The sequence below is a fragment of the Patulibacter brassicae genome (assembly GCF_033949425.1).
GTDB lineage: Bacteria > Actinomycetota > Thermoleophilia > Solirubrobacterales > Solirubrobacteraceae > Patulibacter > Patulibacter brassicae.
The window spans coordinates 42515-62963 of record NZ_JAXAVX010000017.1 but is presented as its reverse complement, the minus strand read 5'-3'; the positions used below and the strand labels follow the sequence as shown (position 1 = coordinate 62963).

Sequence of the window (20449 nt, the reverse complement as noted above, 5' to 3'; positions counted from 1 at the left end):
GCGATCTTCGCTCGCGCTACGCGCTCGCTCCGATCGCTGCCGCCGCCGAGTCTCCTACCGTTCCCAACTGACCCAAGTAGAACGGCCTCCACGCAACCCGGTCCGGCTCAGGTCATCGACGTTGCTGGACACGCTGGCCGTGGGCCGAGCAACGTTCCTGCCCGGGCACCGGCCAGCGGGCGCAGGGTTGTCCGTTGGATTTCGTGGCAGCACAGGTCACCCGTTCGGGCTCGATGCGCAACAGCTGCCTGGCGTGCGCCGGCGACCGGCGCAGATCGTCGGCGAGGGGGCGCAGGTGTGCGTCTATGGCGCCGCGTACGGCGGCTTGCTCTCGCAGGCCGAAGTGCCGACGGATGTCGGCGAACAGCACCCCGCCTATCGGGTGTGCGACCTCTGGCTCGGCGAGCATCCGCAGGACCGCCGACTCACAGGCGCGCAGGATCACCCGGCGAGTCCTATGAGCAGCCGGGGCCTTCAACTCCAGAGGTCGAGGTAGAGCTGGCGGCTGATGTGAAACATGGAGCGGGGGATTGGCGAATGCGAGCCGAACGGTGTCGCACCCCAGACGAGCAATACCATCCGTTCACACCGTGTCAAACGTAGCGTCCGGTGTTCGCGCGGTCACCGGGCGGGAGCGGAGGATCTTCAGCGTTTCGCGCGGGACGCAGGCGGCGTGGCCTTCCGGAGCTGCGGAAAGTCGGTGATGCGGCCGTCGATGTCGAACGGTCCCTGCTTCACGCACGGTGGTGCCTGGTTGCCGTCGACGAGCGCAGAGAGGACCCCTCCGGGGTTGGAGGTCTGCGCGCAGTCGAACGACTTCAGCGACCCGAGGTCGTTGAGGGTCCCGGGCTTCGGATAGGCGTTGTGGCGATTCGTCGGCAGACGCTTGGGCGCTCCCTCGAGCAGCTCGCCGTTGAGCGGCGTGATGAGGCGCAGGTAGTGCCGCGGGACACCATTGAGATCGACGATCTTCGCCTGCGTGGATGCGGCGGTGGCGCCAAGGGTGACCGCGAGGTCGTTCTTGTACATCTGCAGGTATCGGGCCGTCGGCAGAAGGTTCGCAGTGACCGGCTCGGCGGCGTTCACGAACGGGCCGGCGGCGTCCAACACGGACCGTAGCGCGCGGGTGCCGGAGGGCACGCGGTCGAGCACCGGGTCGACCTTCTGCAGCGTCGACGCGAGGTCGGGGGCGAGGGCGTTGAGGTCGCGCAGCGCAGGCCGAACCAGCGGGGTGACCGGACGCAGAGCGGCGATGGTCGGGCCGGCGTCGCCGGCGAAGGTGCGCGCGACCCGCAACGCGGAACGGGTGTCGTCCAAGAACGGGGGCAACGCTCGGATGGTCTCCTGCAGCCCGTCGGAGCTGGCGCGCAGACTGGAGAAGAGAGCGCTGCCTTCGCGGGCGAGGACCTGCACGGCACCGGCCTGCCTGCCGATGCTCTGGAACGTCAGGCCGGCGTCACGGAAGCCGGTCCGAACGGCCCGGCGCTGGCGGTCCAGGATGCGCAGCAACCCGTCGGTGGACTCAACGGTGGGCTGCAGGTTCCCGAAGGCCTTGTTGAGCGCTGCGCCGCGATCGCGGGTCGCGGACGCGACCGCCGGAAGGACGCGCTTGAGCGCACGGCGCGTGGTCGGGTCGAAGACGTCGAACAGCCGGTCGATGTCGACGGGCGGCTGGATCCGGCTGGAGGCGATCGTTCCACCCTCGGGGATCGCCGGACCGCGCCTGCTCCCGAACGACAGTTGGACGAAGGTCTCGCCGACGAGCGTCTTGGTGCGCAGCGTCGCCCTGGTGTCCCGGGGCAGCGGCGCAAACTCAGGATCGATCTTGATCCGCGTCAGGGCGTTCCCGCCCTCGCGCTCGATCTTGACCACCTTACCGACGGAGACGCCGCTGATCCGCACATCGGAGTAGGTCGCCAGCTGCGAACCGCTGGAAAACGACGCCTGGACCTCGTACTGCCTGGCCTTCAGCGGGACGGGACCGCCGAACGCGGTCCAGAGGAACAGCAACAGCCCGAAGCACGAGAGTGCGAAGAGGATCATCATCACGATCTGCGCGGGTCGCGCGCCCTGCTTGTTCATTGGCACACCCGGCTGGTGTTGAGGAGATCGACGACCGGGCGGAGGATGTCCAAACCCGTGAGCGAGGTACAGCTCAGGATCGCCTGACCGCGCCAGGCGACACCGTGGGCGTCCTCGTTGGCGAGCACCGAGTTGGCGTTGTGCCAGAACCACGAGAACCAGAACAGGTTGCCCTGCTCGTCACCCGGGGGCTCGTAGCCCAGGACGTTGGTCGTCCACTGCAGCGACTTCGAAAGCCGGGAGACGTTGGCCAACTGCGGATTCACGGTCCTGAGCGTGGTGCGGAGGTCCTCGGTGGACTTTCGCGTGACCTTCCCCAGCCGGGCCACGGGTTCGATACCGGCCGGGATCGCACGCAGGAGCGGGTCGAGGTCCGGCAGCGCCGCCCGGACGTCCTTGACCGCGGGACGAAGCGCGACCGCTGCGGGCTTGAGCTCCCGCGAGAACTTTGCGGTCGCGGTCAGGGTGCTGTCGACGTCCGAGAGCGTGCCGGGGAGCTGCCGGAGGGAACTGCGGACCTCGGCGTCGCGGCCTCCGACCGTCTTCAGGGTGTCGGCCGCGCGGCGGACCGTCGCCGCGACCGATGCGTTGTGCTGCTGCAGCCGCTCGGCGACGCTTCCCAGGCTCGAGACCGCGCGGCTGACGGTGCGCCGGCGGTCGGCGAGAACCTGCAGGACGCGGTCGGCCTGCTTGGCGGTCGGCGTGCCCAGACGCAGGACGCGGCGCGTCTGGGCGGTGTTCTTGGACAGTCCGCGGTCGGTGGCCGCCAGGAACTGCTGCACGTAGGCGCGAGTATCGCTGTCCAGGGACGCGAGGACCTCGTCGAACTGCACCTGTCTGGTAGTGCGGGTCGCATCCAGCGTGCCACCGTCGGGCACGACGGGGGCCGACGCGCGGCCGGGGTTCAGCTCGATCGTCATGTCCTGCAACCCGGTGCGGGGCCGCAGCGTCAGCGTCGCGTCGCGGTGCACCTCCGCGAGCTTCTTCTTCTTGATGCTCAGCGAGATCACCGCCTTGCCGTCGCGGAGGTTCACGGTGGAGATCTCGCCGACCTGGACGCCGGCGACGGTCACCTGCTGGCCCTGTCCGGGCGTGACCGCCTGGGCGGAGGAGAACTCCGCCTTGACCGTGTAGGTGTCGACCCACGGCAGCGGGAAGCGCTGGTTGATCAACAACACCACCGCGACCCCGATCGCAAGGAGCATCGCGCCGATGATCACGGCGACCGCCCACCAGTACTGGCGGAGCGCCATCGTGACGACCTTCATCGCTTCGCCTTCTTCTCGGGGGCACCCAGCAGCGGATCCAGTCGGGATCTCGTCGCCGCGGGGAGCGCCCCATCGTTCTGGATCAGACCGCCGAGCACGGCCGACGTCGCCTTCGTCAACGCCGAGGGGGTCACGTCGACCTGGCGCTGTTTGGCCGTGTTGGGCCGCACACGGGCGGCCAGCGACGGGACGCCCTGCGTGTCGCACTGAACGTCCGGCCGCAGCGGCGGGCGTTTCCGTGGGCTGGCGGGGACCGATCCGAGGGTGGGGCGCTCCGCGAGGGTGGCGGTCTGTCGGGATCCCGCGCCGATCGACAGCGCCTGATTGCCCAGACCGACGCTGTATCGGATCCAGTAGCCGTTGCCATCGAAATTCGAGACGCTGTTATTCAGGCCGACGATCGTGGAGAGCAGCTCGCGGTAGACCGGCTGGCCGGTCGTAAACCCCCCGTCGAGGATCTTGCTGCGCAGGGTCGGCAGGATGACCCTGTCGACGCATCGGGCGACGGGAACCGCGTCGTCGAGCGCCCGGGCGAGCGGGACCGTCGTGCGGTTCAGCGTCGCGAGGGTCGGGCGCAGGTCGGCGAGCAGCCGCTGGATGCCGTCGGACCGCACGATCGACACACTGGAGCTGAGGGCCGGGTTGGCGACGTCGAGCGTTCGTGGCAGACGACGAATCAGCGGGCGGGCATCGTTGACCAGGGCCCGGGTCTCGGGCACGGCCCGGGAGATCGTGGCGAGCGACCGGCCCGCGGTCTCAACGGTCCCGTCCAGGCCGCGGATCGTGCCGCGAAGGTTCTGGGACTCGTCGGCGAACGCGGTGAAGGTCCGGCGTCCGTCCGCCAGGACGCTCCGGAGGGCGGACTCGTCGGAGTCCAGGGTGCCGAACAGCCCGCCGGCCTCGCGGATCGTGCGGATCAGGTCGCCGTCCCGCAGTCCGCGGGCCGCCTTGGTCACGACGGCGGTCGTCCGTAGGGCGGGCGGCAGCGCCTTGACGAGGTTCTGGAAGGCCGTCGCGCCGTCGCCCTGTCCGACGGTGTCGCCAAGGGCGGTCGTGGCGCCGGTGAAGTTTTTGCGGGTTGCTGCGTCGAAGGTGCCGAGCACCTCGTCGAAGGCCACATAGCTGGTGGTCGCCGACGGCGGCAGCGGCTGGTCTCCGAGCGGTGGAGCGCCCGGCGTCCCGGGGTTGACATCCAGGAAGAAGTTGCCCTCCAGGAAGAGCCGCGGCCGGATCTTGACCGTTGCGTCGCGGCGGATCGTCGGGGTGTCGTCGTTGAGCTTCGCGGTGATGACCGCGAAGCCCGGCCGGTCCTCTAGCGGCTTCAGCGACGTGATGTTGCCGACATTGACGCCGGCGATGCGGACCTGGGCGGCGGTGCCGGGGCGGACCGCCCCGCCGTACTGCGTCACGAGGCGCAGCTCACGGGCGCTGGTGCCCGGGATCGCAAAGCCGAAGATCAGATAGCAGGCGATGAAGGCGACGCCGAGGGTGCCGGCGCCCCAGAGCATGTGGTTGGCGCGTGTGGCCTGGACGGGGCGTCGGCGCGCGCGGCGACGGAACGGCGAGCGGATCATCGGGGGCCCTCAGGCTCGCTGGCGGGACGTGGCGTCCGCGGGTTGGTCGGGGCGTCCACGGTGGGCCTCCCAATGCGACGGACCGCGGGGAACGGTTCGTTGCCGACCTCGCAGTGCCCCTGCTCGGCGGTGTTGTAGACGTTGAAGTTGCTGTCCGGCGACGGGGATCCCGCGCGCAGGAACTGTGGCAACGCGACGTCGAGCATGACGTGGAACCAGTTGCCGTACTTGTCGCCCTCGCTGATCACACTGGGAACGTTGCGCGCGAACAGGCCGGCGTAGTTGCAGCGGGTCTGAGTGGGCACGAAGGTACGCAGTGTCGGAAGCAGCGCCTCGGAGGTCGGCTTCAGCAGGTTCAGCGTGTCGGGCAGGCTCTGATTGCGGACCAACCGGTCCAACGACCCGAACGTCGTGCGTAGCTGCGTCCCGAGGACGGGGGCGCGACGGAGCACCGGCACGCCGACGTCGATGGCGTCGTTGAGGGCCCGCACGGTCCGGGGGATATCCTGGGCGCCGGGCCGCAGTCCGCGTGCGAGGGCGGCCGCGTCGCGGAGGACAGGGCGCAGTGCGAGCGAGGACGCATGGGTCTCGACCAGGGTCCCGGGGGCATCGGCGATCGTCTGCGCCAGCTGGGGGCCGACGGTCGCCACGGCGCTCAGCGTTCGGTTGGCGTCGGTGATGAGGGTCCCGACCTGCGGGGTCACCGGCCTCACGGCCTGCAGGGTGGAGTCCAGGCCGCGAATGAACCCGCTGAGACCCGTGCGCGGATCGGCGAGGTTCGAGAACACCGGGTCCGCACGGCGCAGCGTGTCGGGCAGGGCCTGCAGCGTCGCGTTGAGGTCGTCCCCGCGTCCTGCGAAGCCGTAGGAGAGCTGGGCGGTGGCGTCACGGACGCTGTCGCGCACGCCGCGATCAAACAGCGCGGTCACCTCGTCGAAGTCCACCGATGCGCTCGTGCGCGCCTCACGGATCGTGCCGCCAGCCGCGAGCTTCTGTGGGGAGCGTCCCGGCGTCAGCTCGACGAACTTGGCGCCGATGGCGCTTCGCGGGCGGATTCGCGCGGTGGTGTCGACCGGCAGCTCCGCGATGTTCTGGTCGAGCTTGAGTGCCAGGCGAGCGAAGACGTGTCCGTCGCGGGCCTTGACCGCTTCGATGCCGTTGACCTGTCCGACCCGCTTGCCGCCGATCCGGACGTCGACGCCGGTCGTCAGCTTCTTCGCGTTCTTGACGTTCATCTCGAGGTCGTAGGTCGTGATGAATGGCAGACCCTTGTTCGCGTTGTACGAGAGCACGACCGCGACGACGCCGATGAGGATCGCCGCCGCGCCCAAGAGAACCGGGTTTGCGGCGATCGAGGAGCGACGGCGGTTCATCGCCCGGCCTTTCGGTCGGCGGGGCTGGTCTTCGCGCCGGCCGGCCGGCCGAGCATTCTGGTCAGCTCGCCGTTGAGGTCGGCGAGCTGTTCGGCGTTGGGCTGCTGGGAGGTGATGTCTTTGCCCGTGCCGTCGTCAGCGAACCGGGCCGAGCACCCGCTCTGCACGGCGGTGGCGGGCGTCATGCACGGTCCGAGGTTCACGTGTGCGGGCAGGATGTGGGAGAGGTCGTCGAAGCGGGACGTGGCCAGCGCGGCGTTGTAGAAGAAGCCGCCGAAGAAGTTCTCCGGGAACGCGTTGTCGACCAGGCTCGTGCCGAGGTCCGCGGCCAGCGGCACATTCGGGACCAGCGCAGCGGTCGTGCGGCGCAGTCGGGCCATCTGCGGCGCCGTCCTCTTGATCACCGGAATGCCGGTCCGTGCGGCGGAGGCAAGCGTCCTGAGCGTGGGACGTGCGCTGCTCGACAGCGGCTTGACGTTGACGGCCAGCGCGCGGAGCGGCGGTGCCGCCACTCGCAGGGCGCGGACGGTCGGGGTGCCGTCGCGGGCCAGCGATCGCAGCTCCGTCAGCGCCGGGCGCAGAGCGGCGAGCGACGACGGGAGCGTCGCTAGCGCACGGTCCAGGGCCTGCCGCTCGTCGGAGGTGGCCGTCAGGACCTGCGAACCGGAGTCAAAGACTCCTGCCAGGTCGTTCTTGCGACGGTCCAGTTCGGCGGAGACGGTGTCGGCCGCGTCGACCACGCGACCGAGGCTAGCCCGGTCGGTGGAGACGACGTCGAGGGTGTCCCGGATCGCGCGGAGCGCCGGGTTCGCTCGGCGGATGGCCGCGGAGATGTCCGCACCACGCGTCGCCGTCGTAATCCCGAGCTCGTTGAACAGCAGCTGAAGACGCACGTTGGTAGGCTCGCCGAGCATCGCGACGACCAGGTCGAGGTCGACGGGGCTGTGGTTGTTCTTCAGCGGCACCGTCGGAACGTCGTCACCGTCGGCGGCGAGCACCGGCGCGGTGTTCGTGCCGCCGTCGCATTCGACGAACTTCTCGCCGATCAGCGACTGCGGCAGGATCGAGCACTCCGCATCGGTGCGAAACGGCGCGAACTTCGAGTCGATCGACATCTTGACCCGGGCCCTGCGGTCGCTCGTCAACTTGACCCCTTGAACGGTGCCGACGCGGGCACCGGCGATGCGGACCTCTTGGCCGCTGTTGACGAATGAGGCGTTGTCGAACAGCGCGTCGATGCGCACCTGGCCGGCCGCGCCCTCCGACCCTCCGCCGCAGCCGGCGAGCGTGCCCGCGACGACGAGAGTTGTGAGGATCGGGGCGAACCGCATGGGCGCTTTCATGGGTGTGCTCCGGGGGCGGTGTGGGTGGGGTTACAGGTCCCGGCAAACCCGATCGCCCATGGCGCGGAGCCGTCTTGGGCGATGCCGCCGGTCCCGCCGGGGCAGCGGTTGGAGTGCTTGGTCGCAAACGTCGAGAATCCCGAACCCAGAAGTGGTGCCAGTGCGTCCAGCGGGCCGCTCAGCCCACGCAGGATCGGCGGCAGCGTCTGGCTGCTGAACTGCAGCGCTACGCGGGTGGAGTGGCCGTTGGCGTCGTAGAGACCGGAAGCCCTGCCACCGAACGACGTCAACAGGCCGGACACCACATCGGGCACGTACGGCAGCGCCTCATCGACGATTCCGTCCGCGGAGCGCAACGCCCGGGCCGTGTCGCGCAACGCCGGATCGGCGGAGCGCTCCAACGGCGGCAGGCGCCGCAGGCTCTCGTTCAGGACCGGCAACGTGCCCTTGACGTCGCTCAGCAACGGACGGGTCTCCGCGGCGAACGGCCGCACCAGCCGCAGCGTCCTGGCCAGCCGCGAAGCGACGGGCCGCGCGTCACGCACGACCGGGCCTGTGTCCTGCAATAGCCCTCGCGCGTCCGCCAGCGTGGTCCTTGCCTGCCGCAAGGTTTCCGGGGTCCGCCGCAGCGCGTCGCTCAGCGCGCGGCGCTCCGCCGACGCCGCCCGGACGGTGCCGGCCGTCGCGACGAGCCCCTGCTCGAGATCACCACGCTGTGCCGCGAACACCGACGCCAGCGCGGACCCCTTGACGACGAACCGCTCGAGATCCGCATCGTCGGAGCTGACCTGCTCGACGGTCTTGGCCGTCTGCGCCAACGCCGGACTGAGCGTCGAGATCAACTCGCGCGTCTGCGGACCGAGCCCCGAGAACGCCTTCGCGCCCCCACGGATCAACGTCTGCAGACCCCGCTGCCCCTGCGCCGCAAACAGCGTCAGGACCTGATCGATGTCCGTCGCCGCGCGCGTGTCCTGCGCCTCGATCCGGCCACCGTCGGCGATCGTCGCCGCGCTCTGCGGCCCGACCTCCAACGACACAAAGCGGTTGGCGATGCTCGACAACGAGCTGTTGCGAATGATCGCCTGCGTCCCCTGATGCAACGGCTTGTACGCATCGTCGGTGATCTTCAGCACGATCTCCGCCTGACCGTCATCGGCCAACTGCACCTTCGACACCGTCCCGATCGACGCACCACCGACCTTGACGAGGTTGCCCGACACCATCTGCCCCGCATCAGGCACCACCATCACCACCCGATACTCCCCCGACCCCTTGGACGTCACCAGCACCACGACGACGACCGCGATCACGAGCACCGCGAGGCCCAGCCGCGCGATCGGAGCGCGGAGTACCGCACCTGCACTCGTCACGAGCTCGGGACCGGGCGCCGCAGGCTGCCGAAGGGTGGCGCGGACGGGCTCGACGGCGGCTTAGGTGCCGCGCTAGGGGGTTGGACGACCATGATTCTCCTACTCGCGGCACCCGGCACCGGGCGCACTGTGGACGATTCGTGTGACGAACCTCCGCACGACGAGGCGCGATTCTACGCACTGTCAACGGTCTGTCACGGTTCGGTCCGTGTTATGCCTGAAAGGCGGTCCGTGCCCGTGCTGTCGGGCCGCTCGAAATCAGTCCCGCGCGGCGAGGATGCAGCCGGCGGCCATGGTGGCGGCCTCGCGCTGCGCCGCCGTCGTTCCGTCGGTGTTCGGACGGCGGCCCTCGACGAGTGCCCGGACGATCGTCGGGTGCGCGAGGTCTCGTGGGCCGGTGCGGCCAGCGGGCAGCACGCCCGTCGCGCGCATCTGCCGGAGAAGGAGCTCGACCTTGATCTCGCCGAGCCCACGGTCGGCCCGACGCAGCGCGGCAGCGCGCGGCTCGGTACCGTCGGCGATCAGGGCCGTAATCCTGCGCGCGCTCGCCGCGTGCCGGAGGACCGACCGGCAGAGGCGACAACGGACATAGACCCTCGATCCGGGACCGGCGCACCGGGCGCACATCAGTACGCGGCGCGGTTGACGCGTCGATGGCGTGACCGGCGCGACGGCCCATCGGTGCGCGGTGGTCTCCGACACACCGATCGCTGCGGCGATCTCGGCGTAGGTGGCCGGACGCAGGCACTCGCGCATCGCGCGGGCCCTGGCAGGCCGGTCATCCACGGGCGGACGCCACCGTTCGTTGTATCTCTCTTGGCTCCCCAGGTCGTGAACGTCCGAACGAGCAGGACTGGTCGGACTGCTCGCGCGCGTCCCTTGCGTTCTGCGCACCATGCGGTTCGGTGGTTCGAGATCCGCTCGCTGGCCTCAGAGCGCCCGAAGCTCGCGGCCGACGATGTCTCGACCGACGATCTCCTTCATGATCTCGGTCGTACCGCCGTAGATCCGCGAGATGCGCGAATCGGTGTAGAACCGCGCGATCGGGTACTCCAACATGTAGCCGTACCCTCCGTGCAGCTGCAGGCAACGGTCGACGACGCGACCTTGAAGTTCTGTTGTCCACCACTTCGCCATCGCGGCGTCGACCGGCGTGAGCGTCCCGTGGTTGAGGGCAAGGACCGCCTGGTCGCAGTAATGGGTCGCGATCTCCACCTCCGTGGCCATCTCCGCAAGGGCGAACCTTGACGCCTGAAAGGACGCGACGGACTGCCCGAAGGCATTGCGCTCCTTCGTGTATGATCTTCTCGCCGCAGAAGCCCAAGCGCTACCTGGGCCTCTTCGCCTGGCCGTGGGCGCGGGTCAGCGTCGCCTGGCGCACGGCGGGGGGCAGCGCGTCCCACGCGCCCGGGCGGTAGGACTCGACGACCTCGCGGACGATCTCGTCGACGGCCTCGTTCAGCGGGCCCTCGAGCTGCCGGGCCAGGTCGTCGGCGTCGACCTGGTCGATGAGGTCGCGCGCGGTGAAGATCTTCCCGACGAGCGTCTCGGTCGCGATCGCCGCCATCTTCGACGCGCGCCGCGGGACCTGCCCCTGCCAGCCGAGCCACGGGTCCCGCAGGCCGCGGAACTCGAGCGGCCGGAACATCATCTCCCGCGCGACGATCTTCGTCCCCCAGCCGACGAGCGCGCCCATCAGCGGGAGGGCCACGTAGACCCAGAAGGGGTGATCGAAGACGGCCAGCGGCAGGGCGCTCATCGCCCGGCCTGCCAGATCTCGCGCCCGAGCGGCGAGATCGCGAGCGTGCGCCGGAGGATCTTCGCCGGGCGACGACCGGCCGCCCGTCGCCGCGCCTCCTGGACGGGCGCCTCGGTGAGGATCACCGGGTAGTCGTCCTTCAGCGCGAGGTCCTCGGGGCCCTCGACGACGAGGTCCATGTTCCGCAACCGCGTCACGTAGAGCGGCACGCGGTCGACGAGCGCGACGCCGGCGGCGCGCCCGACCGACGACGCGTTCTCGAGCACGATCCGGCCGCTCGGCTCGGCGACGTGGAGCAGCGCGAACCGGCGACCGCCCGCGAGCGCCGAGAGGATCCGCGCCTCGTCGGGCACGAGCGCCCGCACGATCGCGGCGTGCAGCTGGTCGCGGCTCTGCGCGGTCGAGTCGTTGACGGCGTGCTCGAGCAGCTCGTCCAGGCGGGAGCGGACGAGCTCGTCGCCCGTCGGCGGCGGGACGACGGACGCGCGAGCGGGCGCCGGGTCCGGGGCGGGCGGAGCCTCGGCGCGGCGCTCCGGCGCGGTGGCGGTCGGGGCCGGCAGCGCGATCTGGTCGAGCCGGCGGCGCAGGCCGAGCAGCGCGCGGCGCTCGAGCTCGTCGAGCCCGCGCTCGGCGAGCTCGACGCCCGGCACCACGCGCGCGGCGCGCACGACGCGCGGCATGACGCCCAGCGGGTCCAGCGACGCCCAGCGATCGAACGCCCGTGCCACGGGTCAGGCCGTCGCCGGCTCCAGCTGCGTCACCGCGCCGGCGTCGCGCAGCGCGTCGACCTCCGCGGCGCTGAACCCGGCGTCGAGCAGCGTGTCGCGGGTGTGCGTCCCGGGCTTGGCGATCGGCGTGGGCACCGTCGGAGGCGCGCCGTCGAAGCGCGGGGCGGGCGCGGGCTGGCGCTCGCCGTTCACCTCGACGAGCGCCCCGCGCGCGGCCATGTGCTCGTGCTCGTGGACCTCGCCGAGCTCCAGCACCGGGGCGTAGCAGGCGTCGGACCCCGCGAAGATCGCGTCGAGCTCGTCGCGGGTGTGGGTCGCCACGACGGCCGCGACCTTCTCCTTGAGCTCCGGCCAGCGGTCGGCGGTCATCTCGTTCTGGCGCAGGTCGTCGTCGAGCTCGAGGCGGTCGCAGAGCTCGGCGTAGAACTGGGGCTCGATCGCCCCGATCGAGACCCAGCGGTCGTCCTTCGTGCGGAACACGTCGTAGAAGTGCGCGCCGCCGTCGAGCATGCCGGTCCCGCGCTCGGGCGAGAAGGCGCCGATCGCGCGAAGCGAGTGGAACATCGCCATGAGCGCACCCGCACCGTCGACCATCGCCGCGTCGACGACCTGGCCCTTGCCGCTGACGCGCGCCTGCAGGATCCCGCACACGAGGCCGTAGGCCAGGAGCATGCCGCCCCCGCCGAAGTCGCCGACGAGGTTCAGCGGGACGACGGGCCCCTCGCCGCGACGGCCGATCGCGTGCAGCGCGCCGGTCAGCGCGATGTAGTTGATGTCGTGGCCGGCGCGCTGCGCCCACGGGCCGTCCTGGCCCCAGCCGGTCATGCGGCCGTAGACGAGCTTCGGGTTGCGGCCCTGGCACTGCTCCGGGCCGACGCCGAGGCGCTCCGCGACGCCGGGGCGGTAGCCCTCGTAGATCGCGTCGGCACCCTCGCAGAGGCGGAGGATCGTCTCGACGCCCTCGGGCTTCTTCAGGTCGACGGCGATCGACCGGCGGCTGCGGAACATGGCGCTGTGCCCGAACTCGCCCAGCGGGTTGCCACCCGGACGGTCGATGCGGATGACCTCCGCGCCCATGTCGGCGAGCATCATGCCCGCGAAGGGGCCGGGGCCGATGCCGGCCAGCTCGATGATCCGGACCCCGGCCAGCGGGGCGTTCGTGGGGGCGTCGGTGCTCACGTCTGATCCTCGGTCCGTGGGGCCCGTCGTCGCGGTCGCGCGGCGCCGGTCGCGATCCTGGCCAGGCGGCCAGGGCGCGAAGCGTAGCGACGCTCCGACAGGGCGTCACGGGCGCCCCGGCGGCGACCACCCGGCCGGACCGGGAAGGTGCCCGAACCGCACCGCGACCATCCCGCGCCGCGACGGGATGCGCCCGGGTCAGTCGCGGCGGCCGGTGAAGGCCGGGCGGCGCTTCTCGAGGAACGCCGCGACGCCCTCGCGCCCGTCGGGGCCGGCGGCCGCGGCCGCGATGCCGTCGGCCTCCGCGGCGAGGTGCGTCGCCAGGTCGTTCGCGCTCGAGCGCGCGAGCAGGCGCTTGACGGTGCCCAGCGCGGCGGTCGGGCCGGCGGCGATCCGCGTCGCCAGCTCCTCGCCGGCGGCGCCGACCTCGTCGTCGGGGACGACGCGGGTCAGCAGGCCGATCTCGAGCGCCTCCGCGGCGCTCAGCGGCCGGTTCGTCAGCGCGAGCTCGGCGGTGCGACGGGTCCCGATGATCCGCGGCAGGAACCACGTCGCGCCGCCGTCCGGCGAGAGGCCGGCGGCGGTGTAGGCCATCGCGAGCTTCGCGCCCTGGCCGGCGACCGCGAGGTCGGCGCCCGCGACGAGGCTCAGGCCCGCGCCGGCCGCCGCGCCCTGGACCGCGACGACGAGCGGCGCGTCGAGCGCCTGGAGCGCGAGGATCGCCTGGTGCAGCTCGGTCGCCAGCGCGTGGAGCGCGGCGCCGACGTCCTCGGCTCCGACGAAGTACCCGAGGTCGCCGCCGACGCAGAAGCGCTTGCCCTCGCCGGTGAGCAGGACGGCGCGGACGTCGTCGCGGTCACCGAGGGCCTCGGCGTGCGCGCGCAGCGACGCGGCGAGCGGCGGGTCGATCGCGTTGCCGGTCTCCGGGCGGGCGAGGGTCAGGCGGGCGACCCCCGCGTCGACGGCGAGGGTGACGGGATCGCTCATGCCCGAACCGTACTCCGGAGCCGCGCGCGGTACGGCGCCGGAGACGGGCCGGGCCTCCCGGGCCATGGGCGCCCGGCGAGGCCTCCACAGCGACGGCGGGCCGCATCCCGAGCCATCGGCTCCGGATCGCGCAACGCGGAACGCCTCCCCGAAGGACGGCCGCGCCGTGAAGGTCGAACCCCGGGCCTGCTCGCGAGGTGCTCCGGACCGCAGCCGGACTCAGGCGGGGGCGCCGCCCGCGCCCGGGAGGTCCCGCAGGCGGTACGTCTTGCGCGGGCGCCCCGGGCCGACGGCGAGCGCCTCCGCGTCGACCTCCTGGAGCGTCACGAGGTACTCGAGGTACCGCCGCGCCGTGACGCGGTGCAGTCCGAGCGCCGCGGCCACGTCACCGGCGGTGAGCGCCTCCTCCGGGGCCAGGCCCCGCAGCAGGCCGCGGACCTCGTCGAGCGTGTCCCCGGAGAGGTCCCGCGGCAGGAGGTCGGGTATGCCCCGAGTGCCGGCGACCGCATCGATCCCGTCCTGGTCGAGCTCCGTCGCGCGGAGCGTGACCATCCGGTCGCGGAACCGCACGAGCGCCTCCTGCAGCCGCTCGGGCGCGAAGGGCTTCACGAGGTAGTCGACGACGCCGAGGTGCATGCAGTCGCGCACGGTCGCGCGGTCGCGGGCAGCGGTGATCGCGACGACCTCGACCGGCCGATCGGCGCGCCGCATCGCGCGCAGGAGCTCGAGGCCGTCGCCGTCGGGCAGGCCGAGGTCCAGGAGGACGAGCTGCGGCCGCTTCAGCGCGAGCAGCCTGCGGGCGTCCGCCGTCGTCGGGGCGATGCCGACCGTCGCGAAGCCGGCGCTGCGGTCCACGAGCCGCCGCTGGACGTCGGCCACGACGGGGTCGTCCTCGACGATGAGCGTCCGCCACGGCTCCGTCATCGGCGCACCAGGGCCGTCGTCGTCGTGGCGCTGGGCTCGACGTCGTGCTGCACGCGGACGGTCGCGCCACGGCCGCGGCGCCGGCGGTCGGTCGTCCAGCGGCGCCGGAGCGCGGGGTCGGGCAGGCGCCCGTCGACGACCACGAGCCGGACGGCGTCGTCGGCGACCGCGACGCCGACCCGCACCCACCGCCGGTCCTCGGCCAGGGACGCGACCGCCGCGCACGCGTCGTCGACGAGCCGGCCGAGGACCGTGGCGACGGCCAGCGCGTCGAGCCCGTCGGGCAGCGCGTCGAGCGCCACGGCGTCCTCGAGCGTCACGCGGATCCCGCGGCGCGCCGCCACGACGCTCGTCGCCACGAGGACGCCCACGAGCTCGGGCACGGCCACGCGGGACGTGATCGCCTCGAAGCGCTCGTGCTGCTCGCGCGCCTGCTCCTCCAGCGCCCGGCGCGCCGCCGCGACGTCGTCCAGCGCGAGCAGCCCCGCCACCCCATGCAGGCGGTTCCCGTGCTCGTGCGCCTGCTCGCGCAGGCCGGCGACGACCCGGCCGAGCGTCTCGCGCGCCGCGTCGTCCGGCTCGGGGAGCAGCGGCTCCCCCGGGAGTGGGTCGGGCGGCACGCGCACGCGGGTCGTCCCGAGTCTCCCAGAGTGCCCCGGTGGGCGGGGACCCGTGGAACGCGGTTTCGTGCGCGGGCGCTGCTCGTTACCCCGACCGGGCGCGGTCGCGGCGGGAGGCTGCGTCGACGGCGAGTCCCGAGCCGTCTCCCCGATGCCCAGCGTCCCACCCGTCGTCCACCACCGCCGCGCACCGGGACCGCCCCGGTCGCGCGTCGCGCCGGCCAGCGGACGCCGACGGGACGCGCGGCCGTCGGCGTCGAGCCCCTCGGGCACGGTGCTCGACCGGCCGACCGCGCCGGCGGCCCCCGGGCCGATCGCGCCGGGCTACGACCGGGCGACGGCGCTCCTCGAGGACGCGCGCGACGCGCTGCGGACGGGCGAGCCGGCGCGCGCGACCGCCCTGCTCGTGCGCGCTCAGGCGCTGCTCTCCGAGGTCACCCGCGCGGCGGCGCGCGCCGCCGGGACGCACGAGGTCCTCGACGAGCTCCGCGGCTCCGCGCCGACCGACGCCGAGCGGCGGGTGCTCGTCCTGCTCGGGACCGACCTGACGCTGAGCGAGATCGGCGGCGAGCTGTTCCTCAGCCGCAACACCGTGAAGACGCACGTCTGGCGCCTGTACCGCCGGCTCGGGGTGCGCACGCGGGCCGAGGCCGTCGCGGTCGCCCGGGCCCAGGGGCACCTCCCGCCCGCCGACCCGTCGTCGTCGGCCGGCTGATCAGACTCAGCGGCCGCCCTTGCGCAGCGCGCGGAGCTCCGGCCACGGGCGGGTGTTCGCGACGTCCTGCGCCGTGAGCCACGCGCGCCGGGCGGTCATCACCCCCCAGAGCGTGTTCTCCAGCGTCTCGGTGCGGTGCGCGTCGGAGTCGATGCAGAGCAGGACGCCGGCGTCGCGCGCCGCGCGCGCGTGGACGTCGTGCAGATCGCGCCGGGCCGGCGAGCCGTTGATCTCGAGGAACGTGCCGGAGCCGCGCGCCGCCTCGACGACGCGGTCGAGATCGAGCTCGTACCCGGTGCGCTGGCCGAGCTTGCGTCCCGTCGGGTGGCCGATGACGTCGACGAGCGGGTGCTCGCACGCCGCGACGATCCGGCGGGTCGGGTCGCTCGTGAAGGCGGTGTGCACGGATGCGACGACCCAGTCGAGCTCGACGAGCAGCTCGTCGGGGTAGTCGAGCGCGCCGTCGGTCCCGATGTTCACCTCGCTGCCGGCGAGCACGGTGATGCCGTCGAGCTCGTCGTCGACCGCGCGGACCTCGGCGATGAGCTCGCGCAGGCGGTCGGCCGAGACGGCGTTGCCGAAGCCGTGGCTCGCCGAGTGGTCGGTGATCGCGACGTACTCCAGGCCGCGGTCGCGCGCGGCGAGCGCCATCTCGCGCACGCTCGCCGTGCCGTCGCTGGCGGTGGTGTGCATGTGGAGGTCGCCGCGCAGATCACCGGGCTCGACGAGCCGCGGCACCTCCGTGAGCCGCAGCTCGCCGCGATCCTCCCGCAGCTCGGGCGGGATCCACGGCAGCCCGAGCCGCGCGTAGACGTCCTCCTCGCGCGCGAACCGCTCGCTCTCCCCGGTCGCGTCGTCGAGGATTCCGTACTCCGAGACGTGCAGCCCGCGCTTCACCGCCGCCTCGCGGATCGCCACGTTGTGGGCCTTCGAGCCGGTGAAGTGCTGCAGGAGGTTGCCGAACTGGTCGGGCGCCACGACGCGCAGGTCGACGCCGATGCCGGTCTGGGTCGTGCCGTGGGCGCCGGCCTCGCCCCCGCGCTCGACGTCCGCGATGAGGTCGGAGGAGCGGAACGCCGCCAGCAGCGCCGCCGGGTCCTCCGCGGTGGCGATGACGTCGAGGTCCTTCACCGTGTCCGCGCGGCGGCGCGCCGAGCCGGCCAGCTCGACCCGGTCCACGCCCGGCACCTCGCGCAGCGCGGCGACGAGCGCCTCGCCGACCTGCAGCGCGCGGTCCAGTCGGTGTCGCTCCGGTCCCGCGAGGTCGTCGCCGGCGGCGTCGAGGGCGGCGAGCAGCCGCTCCTCGCTCTTCGCGCCGAAGCCGGGCAGCTCGCGGACCCGGTGCGCGGCGATCGCGTCGCGCAGCGCCACCGGGCCGTCGACGCCGAGCGCGTCGTGGAGCTTGCGGGCGCGCTTCGGCCCCAGGCCCGGCAGGCGCGTGATCTGCAGCAGCCCGGCCGGGAGCTTGCCGCGGAGCTTCTCGAGCGCCGGGATGCTGCCGGTCGTCAGCAGCGCCTGGAGCTTCTCCTCGAGGGTCGCGCCGATCCCGGGCAGCTCGGTCACCGTGCCGGCGCGGACCATCGCGGCGACGGCGCGCGGCGCCTCGCGGACCGCCTTCGCCCCGTTGCGGTAGGCGAGCACGCGGTGCACGACCGCCCCGTCGAGCTCGTAGAGGTCGCCGAGCTCGTCGAGCAGGTCGGCGATCGCGGCGTTCGAGGGGTCCTTCGCGTCGGCCATCCTCGGCTCACGGTACCCACGATCGCCCGGCGGCTCCCCCGGTCGGCGGAGGCCGATCGGGTGAGCGGGGGGTGAGATCTCCTGCAGGGGTCGTCAAGGGCCGCGCGCCGGTCCATACTCCGCCGGTGCCAGAGTCCGGTCGACAACGCCTGAGCCACGCGGAGCGGCGCGCCGAGATCCTGGACGCCGCCGCCCGGGTGATCGTCGCGCGCGGCCTGCACGCGTTCCGCATACGCGACGTCGCCGACGAGGCGGGGGTCTCGCAGCCGCTCGTCTCCACCCACTTCCGCTCGCGCGAGGAGCTGATCCTCGAGGCGTTCGTGCGCGCCGACGAGCGATCCCTCGAGGCGCTGGACGCCGCCGCGGACGGCGCCGGCAGCGGGCGTCAGCGACTCGAGGCCTTCCTCCGCGGCTGTATCGCCGCCGACGAGCGCCCCGGCGACGGGCTCGAGCTCTGGCACCAGCTCTGGACCCACGCGACGTTCTCGCCGGGCGTGCACGCGGCGGTCCGCGCGCGGCAGCAGGCCTGGATCGAGCATGCCGCGCGACTCGTCGACGCCGGTCGGGCGGACGGGTCGATCGACGGCCGGGTGCAGCCCGGGCGTGCGTCCCTCTTCCTCACCACCGTGATCGACGGCCTGGCGCCCTCGCTGCTCGCCGGGATCATCGACGTCGACCGCGCCTACCGCGTGCTCGACGACGCGCTGCGCGCGACGCTCGACGCCCGCTGAGGCGGCGCGCGACGGCCTCCGCCGCGCCCGGCTCGACCCGCGCCGCCCTGCGTCGTGCGCGGCCGCGCGACGCCGGGCGCACACCCGCCCCGCGCGACGCGCAGCTGCGGTCCGCGGGGCCGGGTGGGCAGCGTCGGGCCGCCGGCGCGGCGGTGCGCGGCACGCGTTGACGCACGGTGAGACTCAGAGTTTGGCGGCCTGATAGATTTTTTGGCGTGCTTCAACTTCGGACGCGAGGGGCTCGTTCACGGGCCGTGGCGCTCGCCGGGCTGCTCGCGGCCGGGCTGGTCGTCAGCGGCTGCGGCGACCCGCGCGACGACGGCGAGCTGAAGGTCCTCACGACCTTCACCGTCATCGCCGACATGACCCGCGAGGTCGCGGGCGACCGCGTCCAGGTCGAGTCGCTGACGCGCCCCGGCGCCGAGATCCACGGCTACGAGCCGACGCCGCGCGACCTGCGCAAGGCCGCCGGTGCCGACCTCGTGCTCGAGAACGGGCTGAACCTCGAGCGCTGGTTCGAGCAGTTCATCGGCCCCGCCCGGACCCGGAGCGTCACCGTCAGCGAGGGCATCGAGCCGATCAACATCGCCAGCGACGAGTACGCGGGCAAGCCGAACCCGCACGCGTGGACGTCGATCGACAACGCCGCGATCTACGTCGACAACATCCGCCGCGCGCTGACCGAGCTCGACCCCGCCGGGGCGACCGCCTACCGCCGCAACGCCGCGCGCTACGTCGCCCGGATCCGCGCGGTCGGCGACCGCGTGAAGACCGCGCTCGCGCGCGTGCCCGCGGATCAGCGCCTGCTCGTCACCTGCGAGGGCGCGTTCTCGTACATGGCCCGCGACCTCGGCCTGCGCGAGGCGTACATCTGGCCGGTGAACGCGGAGCGCCAGTCGACGCCCCAGCAGATCGCGCGCACGATCCGCACCGTCCGCCGCTCGAAGGTCCCGGGCGTCTTCTGCGAGTCGACCCAGAGCCCCGAGGGCATGGAGCAGGTCGCCCGCGAGGGCGGATCGCGGCTCGCCGGGACGCTCTACGTCGACTCGCTCACCGGTCCCGACGGCCCGGTCCCGACGTACCTCGACCTGCTGCGCCACGACGCCGAGACGATCGCCGCCGGCCTCGCCCCCGACCGCGACGCACGCCGATGAGCGCGGCCGAGCTGCACCAGGGCGCTCGCGCGGTCCCTCGGGCGAGGCCGATCGATCCCGACCCGACGCCGCAGGCGCCCCGTCCCGCACCCACCAGGAGGCTCCGATGAGCACCATCGTCCCCGCCGTCCGCGTCGAGGGGCTGCACGTCCGCTACGGCCGCACGTCGGCGCTGGAGGGCGTCGACCTCGAGATCGAGCCGGGTCTCGTCCACGGCCTCATCGGCATGAACGGGTCCGGCAAGTCGACGCTCTTCAAGGCGCTGATGGGGCTCGTGAAGCCGACCTCGGGGACCGTCGCGCTGTTCGGCGGCACCTCGGCCGACGCGCGCCGGCGCGCCCGCGTCGCCTACGCCCCGCAGAGCGAGGACGTCGACTGGCAGTTCCCCGTGTCGGTGCGCGAGGTCGTCGCGATGGGCCGCTACGGACGCCTGGGGATGCAGCGGCGGCTGCGCCCCGAGGATCGCGACGTCGTCGAGCAGGCGCTCGAGCGCGTCGAGCTGACCGACCTCGCCGACCGGCAGATCGGGGCGCTCTCGGGAGGTCAGCGCAAGCGCGCGTTCGTCGCCCGCGGCCTGGCGCAAGGCGCCGAGCTGCTGCTGCTCGACGAGCCGTTCGGCGGCGTCGACAAGCGCAGCGAGGCGACGATCACCGCGCTGCTGCGCGCCCTCGCCGCCGAGGGGCGCACGGTCCTCGTGTCGACCCACGACCTCGTCGCCGTGCCCGCGCTGTGCGACCGCGTCGCCCTGCTGAACCGCCGGATCGTCGCCCAGGGCGCGCCGGCCGACACCCTGCGCCCCGGCCCGCTGGCGGAGGCCTTCGGCGGCTTCGTGCCGGCCGAGGCCCTGCGTCCCGAGGAGCTCGCGGCATGAGCCGCCTCGCCGGTCCCGCACCGACCCCGAACAC

At 72.8% G+C, this 20449-nt stretch carries 19 protein-coding genes and 1 pseudogene; 4 read left to right on the top strand and 16 right to left on the bottom strand.

The window, feature by feature from the left end; all coding sequences use genetic code 11:
• Positions 1 to 112: 112 nt before the first annotated feature.
• The 15 genes and pseudogenes from SK069_RS18850 to SK069_RS18780 form a co-directional block, all read right to left on the bottom strand.
• Positions 113 to 445 carry a hypothetical protein gene (locus tag SK069_RS18850; RefSeq protein WP_319955811.1) on the bottom strand — a complete coding sequence of 111 codons (333 nt, stop codon included), beginning with the start codon at positions 443 to 445 and terminating at the stop codon, positions 113 to 115.
• Between the two features lie 200 nt (positions 446 to 645).
• A complete protein-coding gene (locus SK069_RS18845; protein WP_319955810.1) occupies positions 646 to 2082 on the bottom strand; it encodes an MlaD family protein in 1437 nt (478 codons plus the stop codon).
• Entirely contained in the window at positions 2079 to 3350 is a 1272-nt protein-coding gene (locus SK069_RS18840) for an MlaD family protein (RefSeq protein ID WP_319955809.1), read from the bottom strand. Before SK069_RS18840 ends, SK069_RS18845 begins: the two co-directional genes overlap by 4 nt.
• Positions 3347 to 4924, bottom strand: coding sequence for an MlaD family protein (locus SK069_RS18835; protein WP_319955808.1), 1578 nt, complete (start codon positions 4922 to 4924; stop codon positions 3347 to 3349). The genes SK069_RS18840 and SK069_RS18835 overlap by 4 nt, the downstream gene beginning before the upstream one ends.
• Positions 4921 to 6297 carry an MlaD family protein gene (locus tag SK069_RS18830; protein WP_319955807.1) on the bottom strand — a complete coding sequence of 459 codons (1377 nt, stop codon included), beginning with the start codon at positions 6295 to 6297 and terminating at the stop codon, positions 4921 to 4923. The genes SK069_RS18835 and SK069_RS18830 overlap by 4 nt, the downstream gene beginning before the upstream one ends.
• Positions 6294 to 7640, bottom strand: a complete 1347-nt coding sequence (locus tag SK069_RS18825) for an MlaD family protein (protein WP_319955806.1) — start codon at positions 7638 to 7640, stop codon at positions 6294 to 6296. The genes SK069_RS18830 and SK069_RS18825 overlap by 4 nt, the downstream gene beginning before the upstream one ends.
• Positions 7637 to 8956 (bottom strand): MlaD family protein, encoded by a 1320-nt coding sequence (locus SK069_RS18820; RefSeq protein ID WP_319955805.1) that lies wholly within the window; start codon positions 8954 to 8956, stop codon positions 7637 to 7639. The genes SK069_RS18825 and SK069_RS18820 overlap by 4 nt, the downstream gene beginning before the upstream one ends.
• 312 nt (positions 8957 to 9268) lie before the next feature.
• Positions 9269 to 9766: a hypothetical protein gene (locus SK069_RS18815; protein ID WP_319955804.1), complete on the bottom strand. Its 498-nt coding sequence runs from the start codon at positions 9764 to 9766 to the stop codon at positions 9269 to 9271.
• A gap of 174 nt (positions 9767 to 9940) precedes the next feature.
• Positions 9941 to 10315: pseudogene (locus SK069_RS18810) on the bottom strand (acyl-CoA dehydrogenase family protein); the annotation flags it as partial.
• Positions 10316 to 10337: 22 nt separating this feature from the next.
• Positions 10338 to 10769 (bottom strand): hypothetical protein, encoded by a 432-nt coding sequence (locus SK069_RS18805; protein ID WP_319955803.1) that lies wholly within the window; start codon positions 10767 to 10769, stop codon positions 10338 to 10340.
• Positions 10766 to 11497, bottom strand: coding sequence for an Abi-alpha family protein (locus SK069_RS18800; RefSeq protein WP_319955802.1), 732 nt, complete (start codon positions 11495 to 11497; stop codon positions 10766 to 10768). The genes SK069_RS18805 and SK069_RS18800 overlap by 4 nt, the downstream gene beginning before the upstream one ends.
• 3 nt (positions 11498 to 11500) lie before the next feature.
• Entirely contained in the window at positions 11501 to 12676 is a 1176-nt protein-coding gene (locus tag SK069_RS18795) for a CaiB/BaiF CoA transferase family protein (protein WP_319955801.1), read from the bottom strand.
• A 198-nt stretch (positions 12677 to 12874) separates the two neighbouring features.
• Positions 12875 to 13663, bottom strand: coding sequence for an enoyl-CoA hydratase/isomerase family protein (locus tag SK069_RS18790; protein ID WP_319955800.1), 789 nt, complete (start codon positions 13661 to 13663; stop codon positions 12875 to 12877).
• A 219-nt stretch (positions 13664 to 13882) separates the two neighbouring features.
• On the bottom strand, positions 13883 to 14587 hold the full coding sequence (locus tag SK069_RS18785; RefSeq protein WP_319955799.1) for a response regulator: 705 nt from the start codon (positions 14585 to 14587) through the stop codon (positions 13883 to 13885).
• A complete protein-coding gene (locus SK069_RS18780) occupies positions 14584 to 15207 on the bottom strand; it encodes a hypothetical protein (protein ID WP_319955798.1) in 624 nt (207 codons plus the stop codon). Before SK069_RS18780 ends, SK069_RS18785 begins: the two co-directional genes overlap by 4 nt.
• Positions 15208 to 15481: 274 nt before the next feature.
• On the opposite strand from SK069_RS18780, the gene SK069_RS18775 reads away from it, so the two are divergent.
• The gene (locus SK069_RS18775) at positions 15482 to 15922 is read left to right on the top strand and encodes a helix-turn-helix transcriptional regulator (protein WP_319955797.1); all 441 of its coding nucleotides are present in this window, start codon (positions 15482 to 15484) and stop codon (positions 15920 to 15922) included.
• 6 nt (positions 15923 to 15928) lie between these two features.
• Here SK069_RS18775 and polX read toward each other — a convergent pair whose 3' ends face one another.
• Positions 15929 to 17659 carry a DNA polymerase/3'-5' exonuclease PolX gene (polX, locus tag SK069_RS18770; protein WP_319955796.1) on the bottom strand — a complete coding sequence of 577 codons (1731 nt, stop codon included), beginning with the start codon at positions 17657 to 17659 and terminating at the stop codon, positions 15929 to 15931.
• Positions 17660 to 17784: 125 nt separating this feature from the next.
• On the opposite strand from polX, the gene SK069_RS18765 reads away from it, so the two are divergent.
• The 3 genes from SK069_RS18765 (at position 17785) to SK069_RS18755 (ending at position 20415) form a co-directional block, all read left to right on the top strand.
• On the top strand, positions 17785 to 18390 hold the full coding sequence (locus SK069_RS18765) for a TetR/AcrR family transcriptional regulator (protein ID WP_319955795.1): 606 nt from the start codon (positions 17785 to 17787) through the stop codon (positions 18388 to 18390).
• 254 nt (positions 18391 to 18644) lie between these two features.
• Complete coding sequence (locus SK069_RS18760) at positions 18645 to 19544, top strand: metal ABC transporter substrate-binding protein (RefSeq protein WP_319955794.1); 900 nt, start codon at positions 18645 to 18647, stop codon at positions 19542 to 19544.
• 106 nt (positions 19545 to 19650) lie between these two features.
• Positions 19651 to 20415, top strand: coding sequence for a metal ABC transporter ATP-binding protein (locus tag SK069_RS18755; protein ID WP_319955793.1), 765 nt, complete (start codon positions 19651 to 19653; stop codon positions 20413 to 20415).
• Positions 20416 to 20449: the final 34 nt, after the last annotated feature.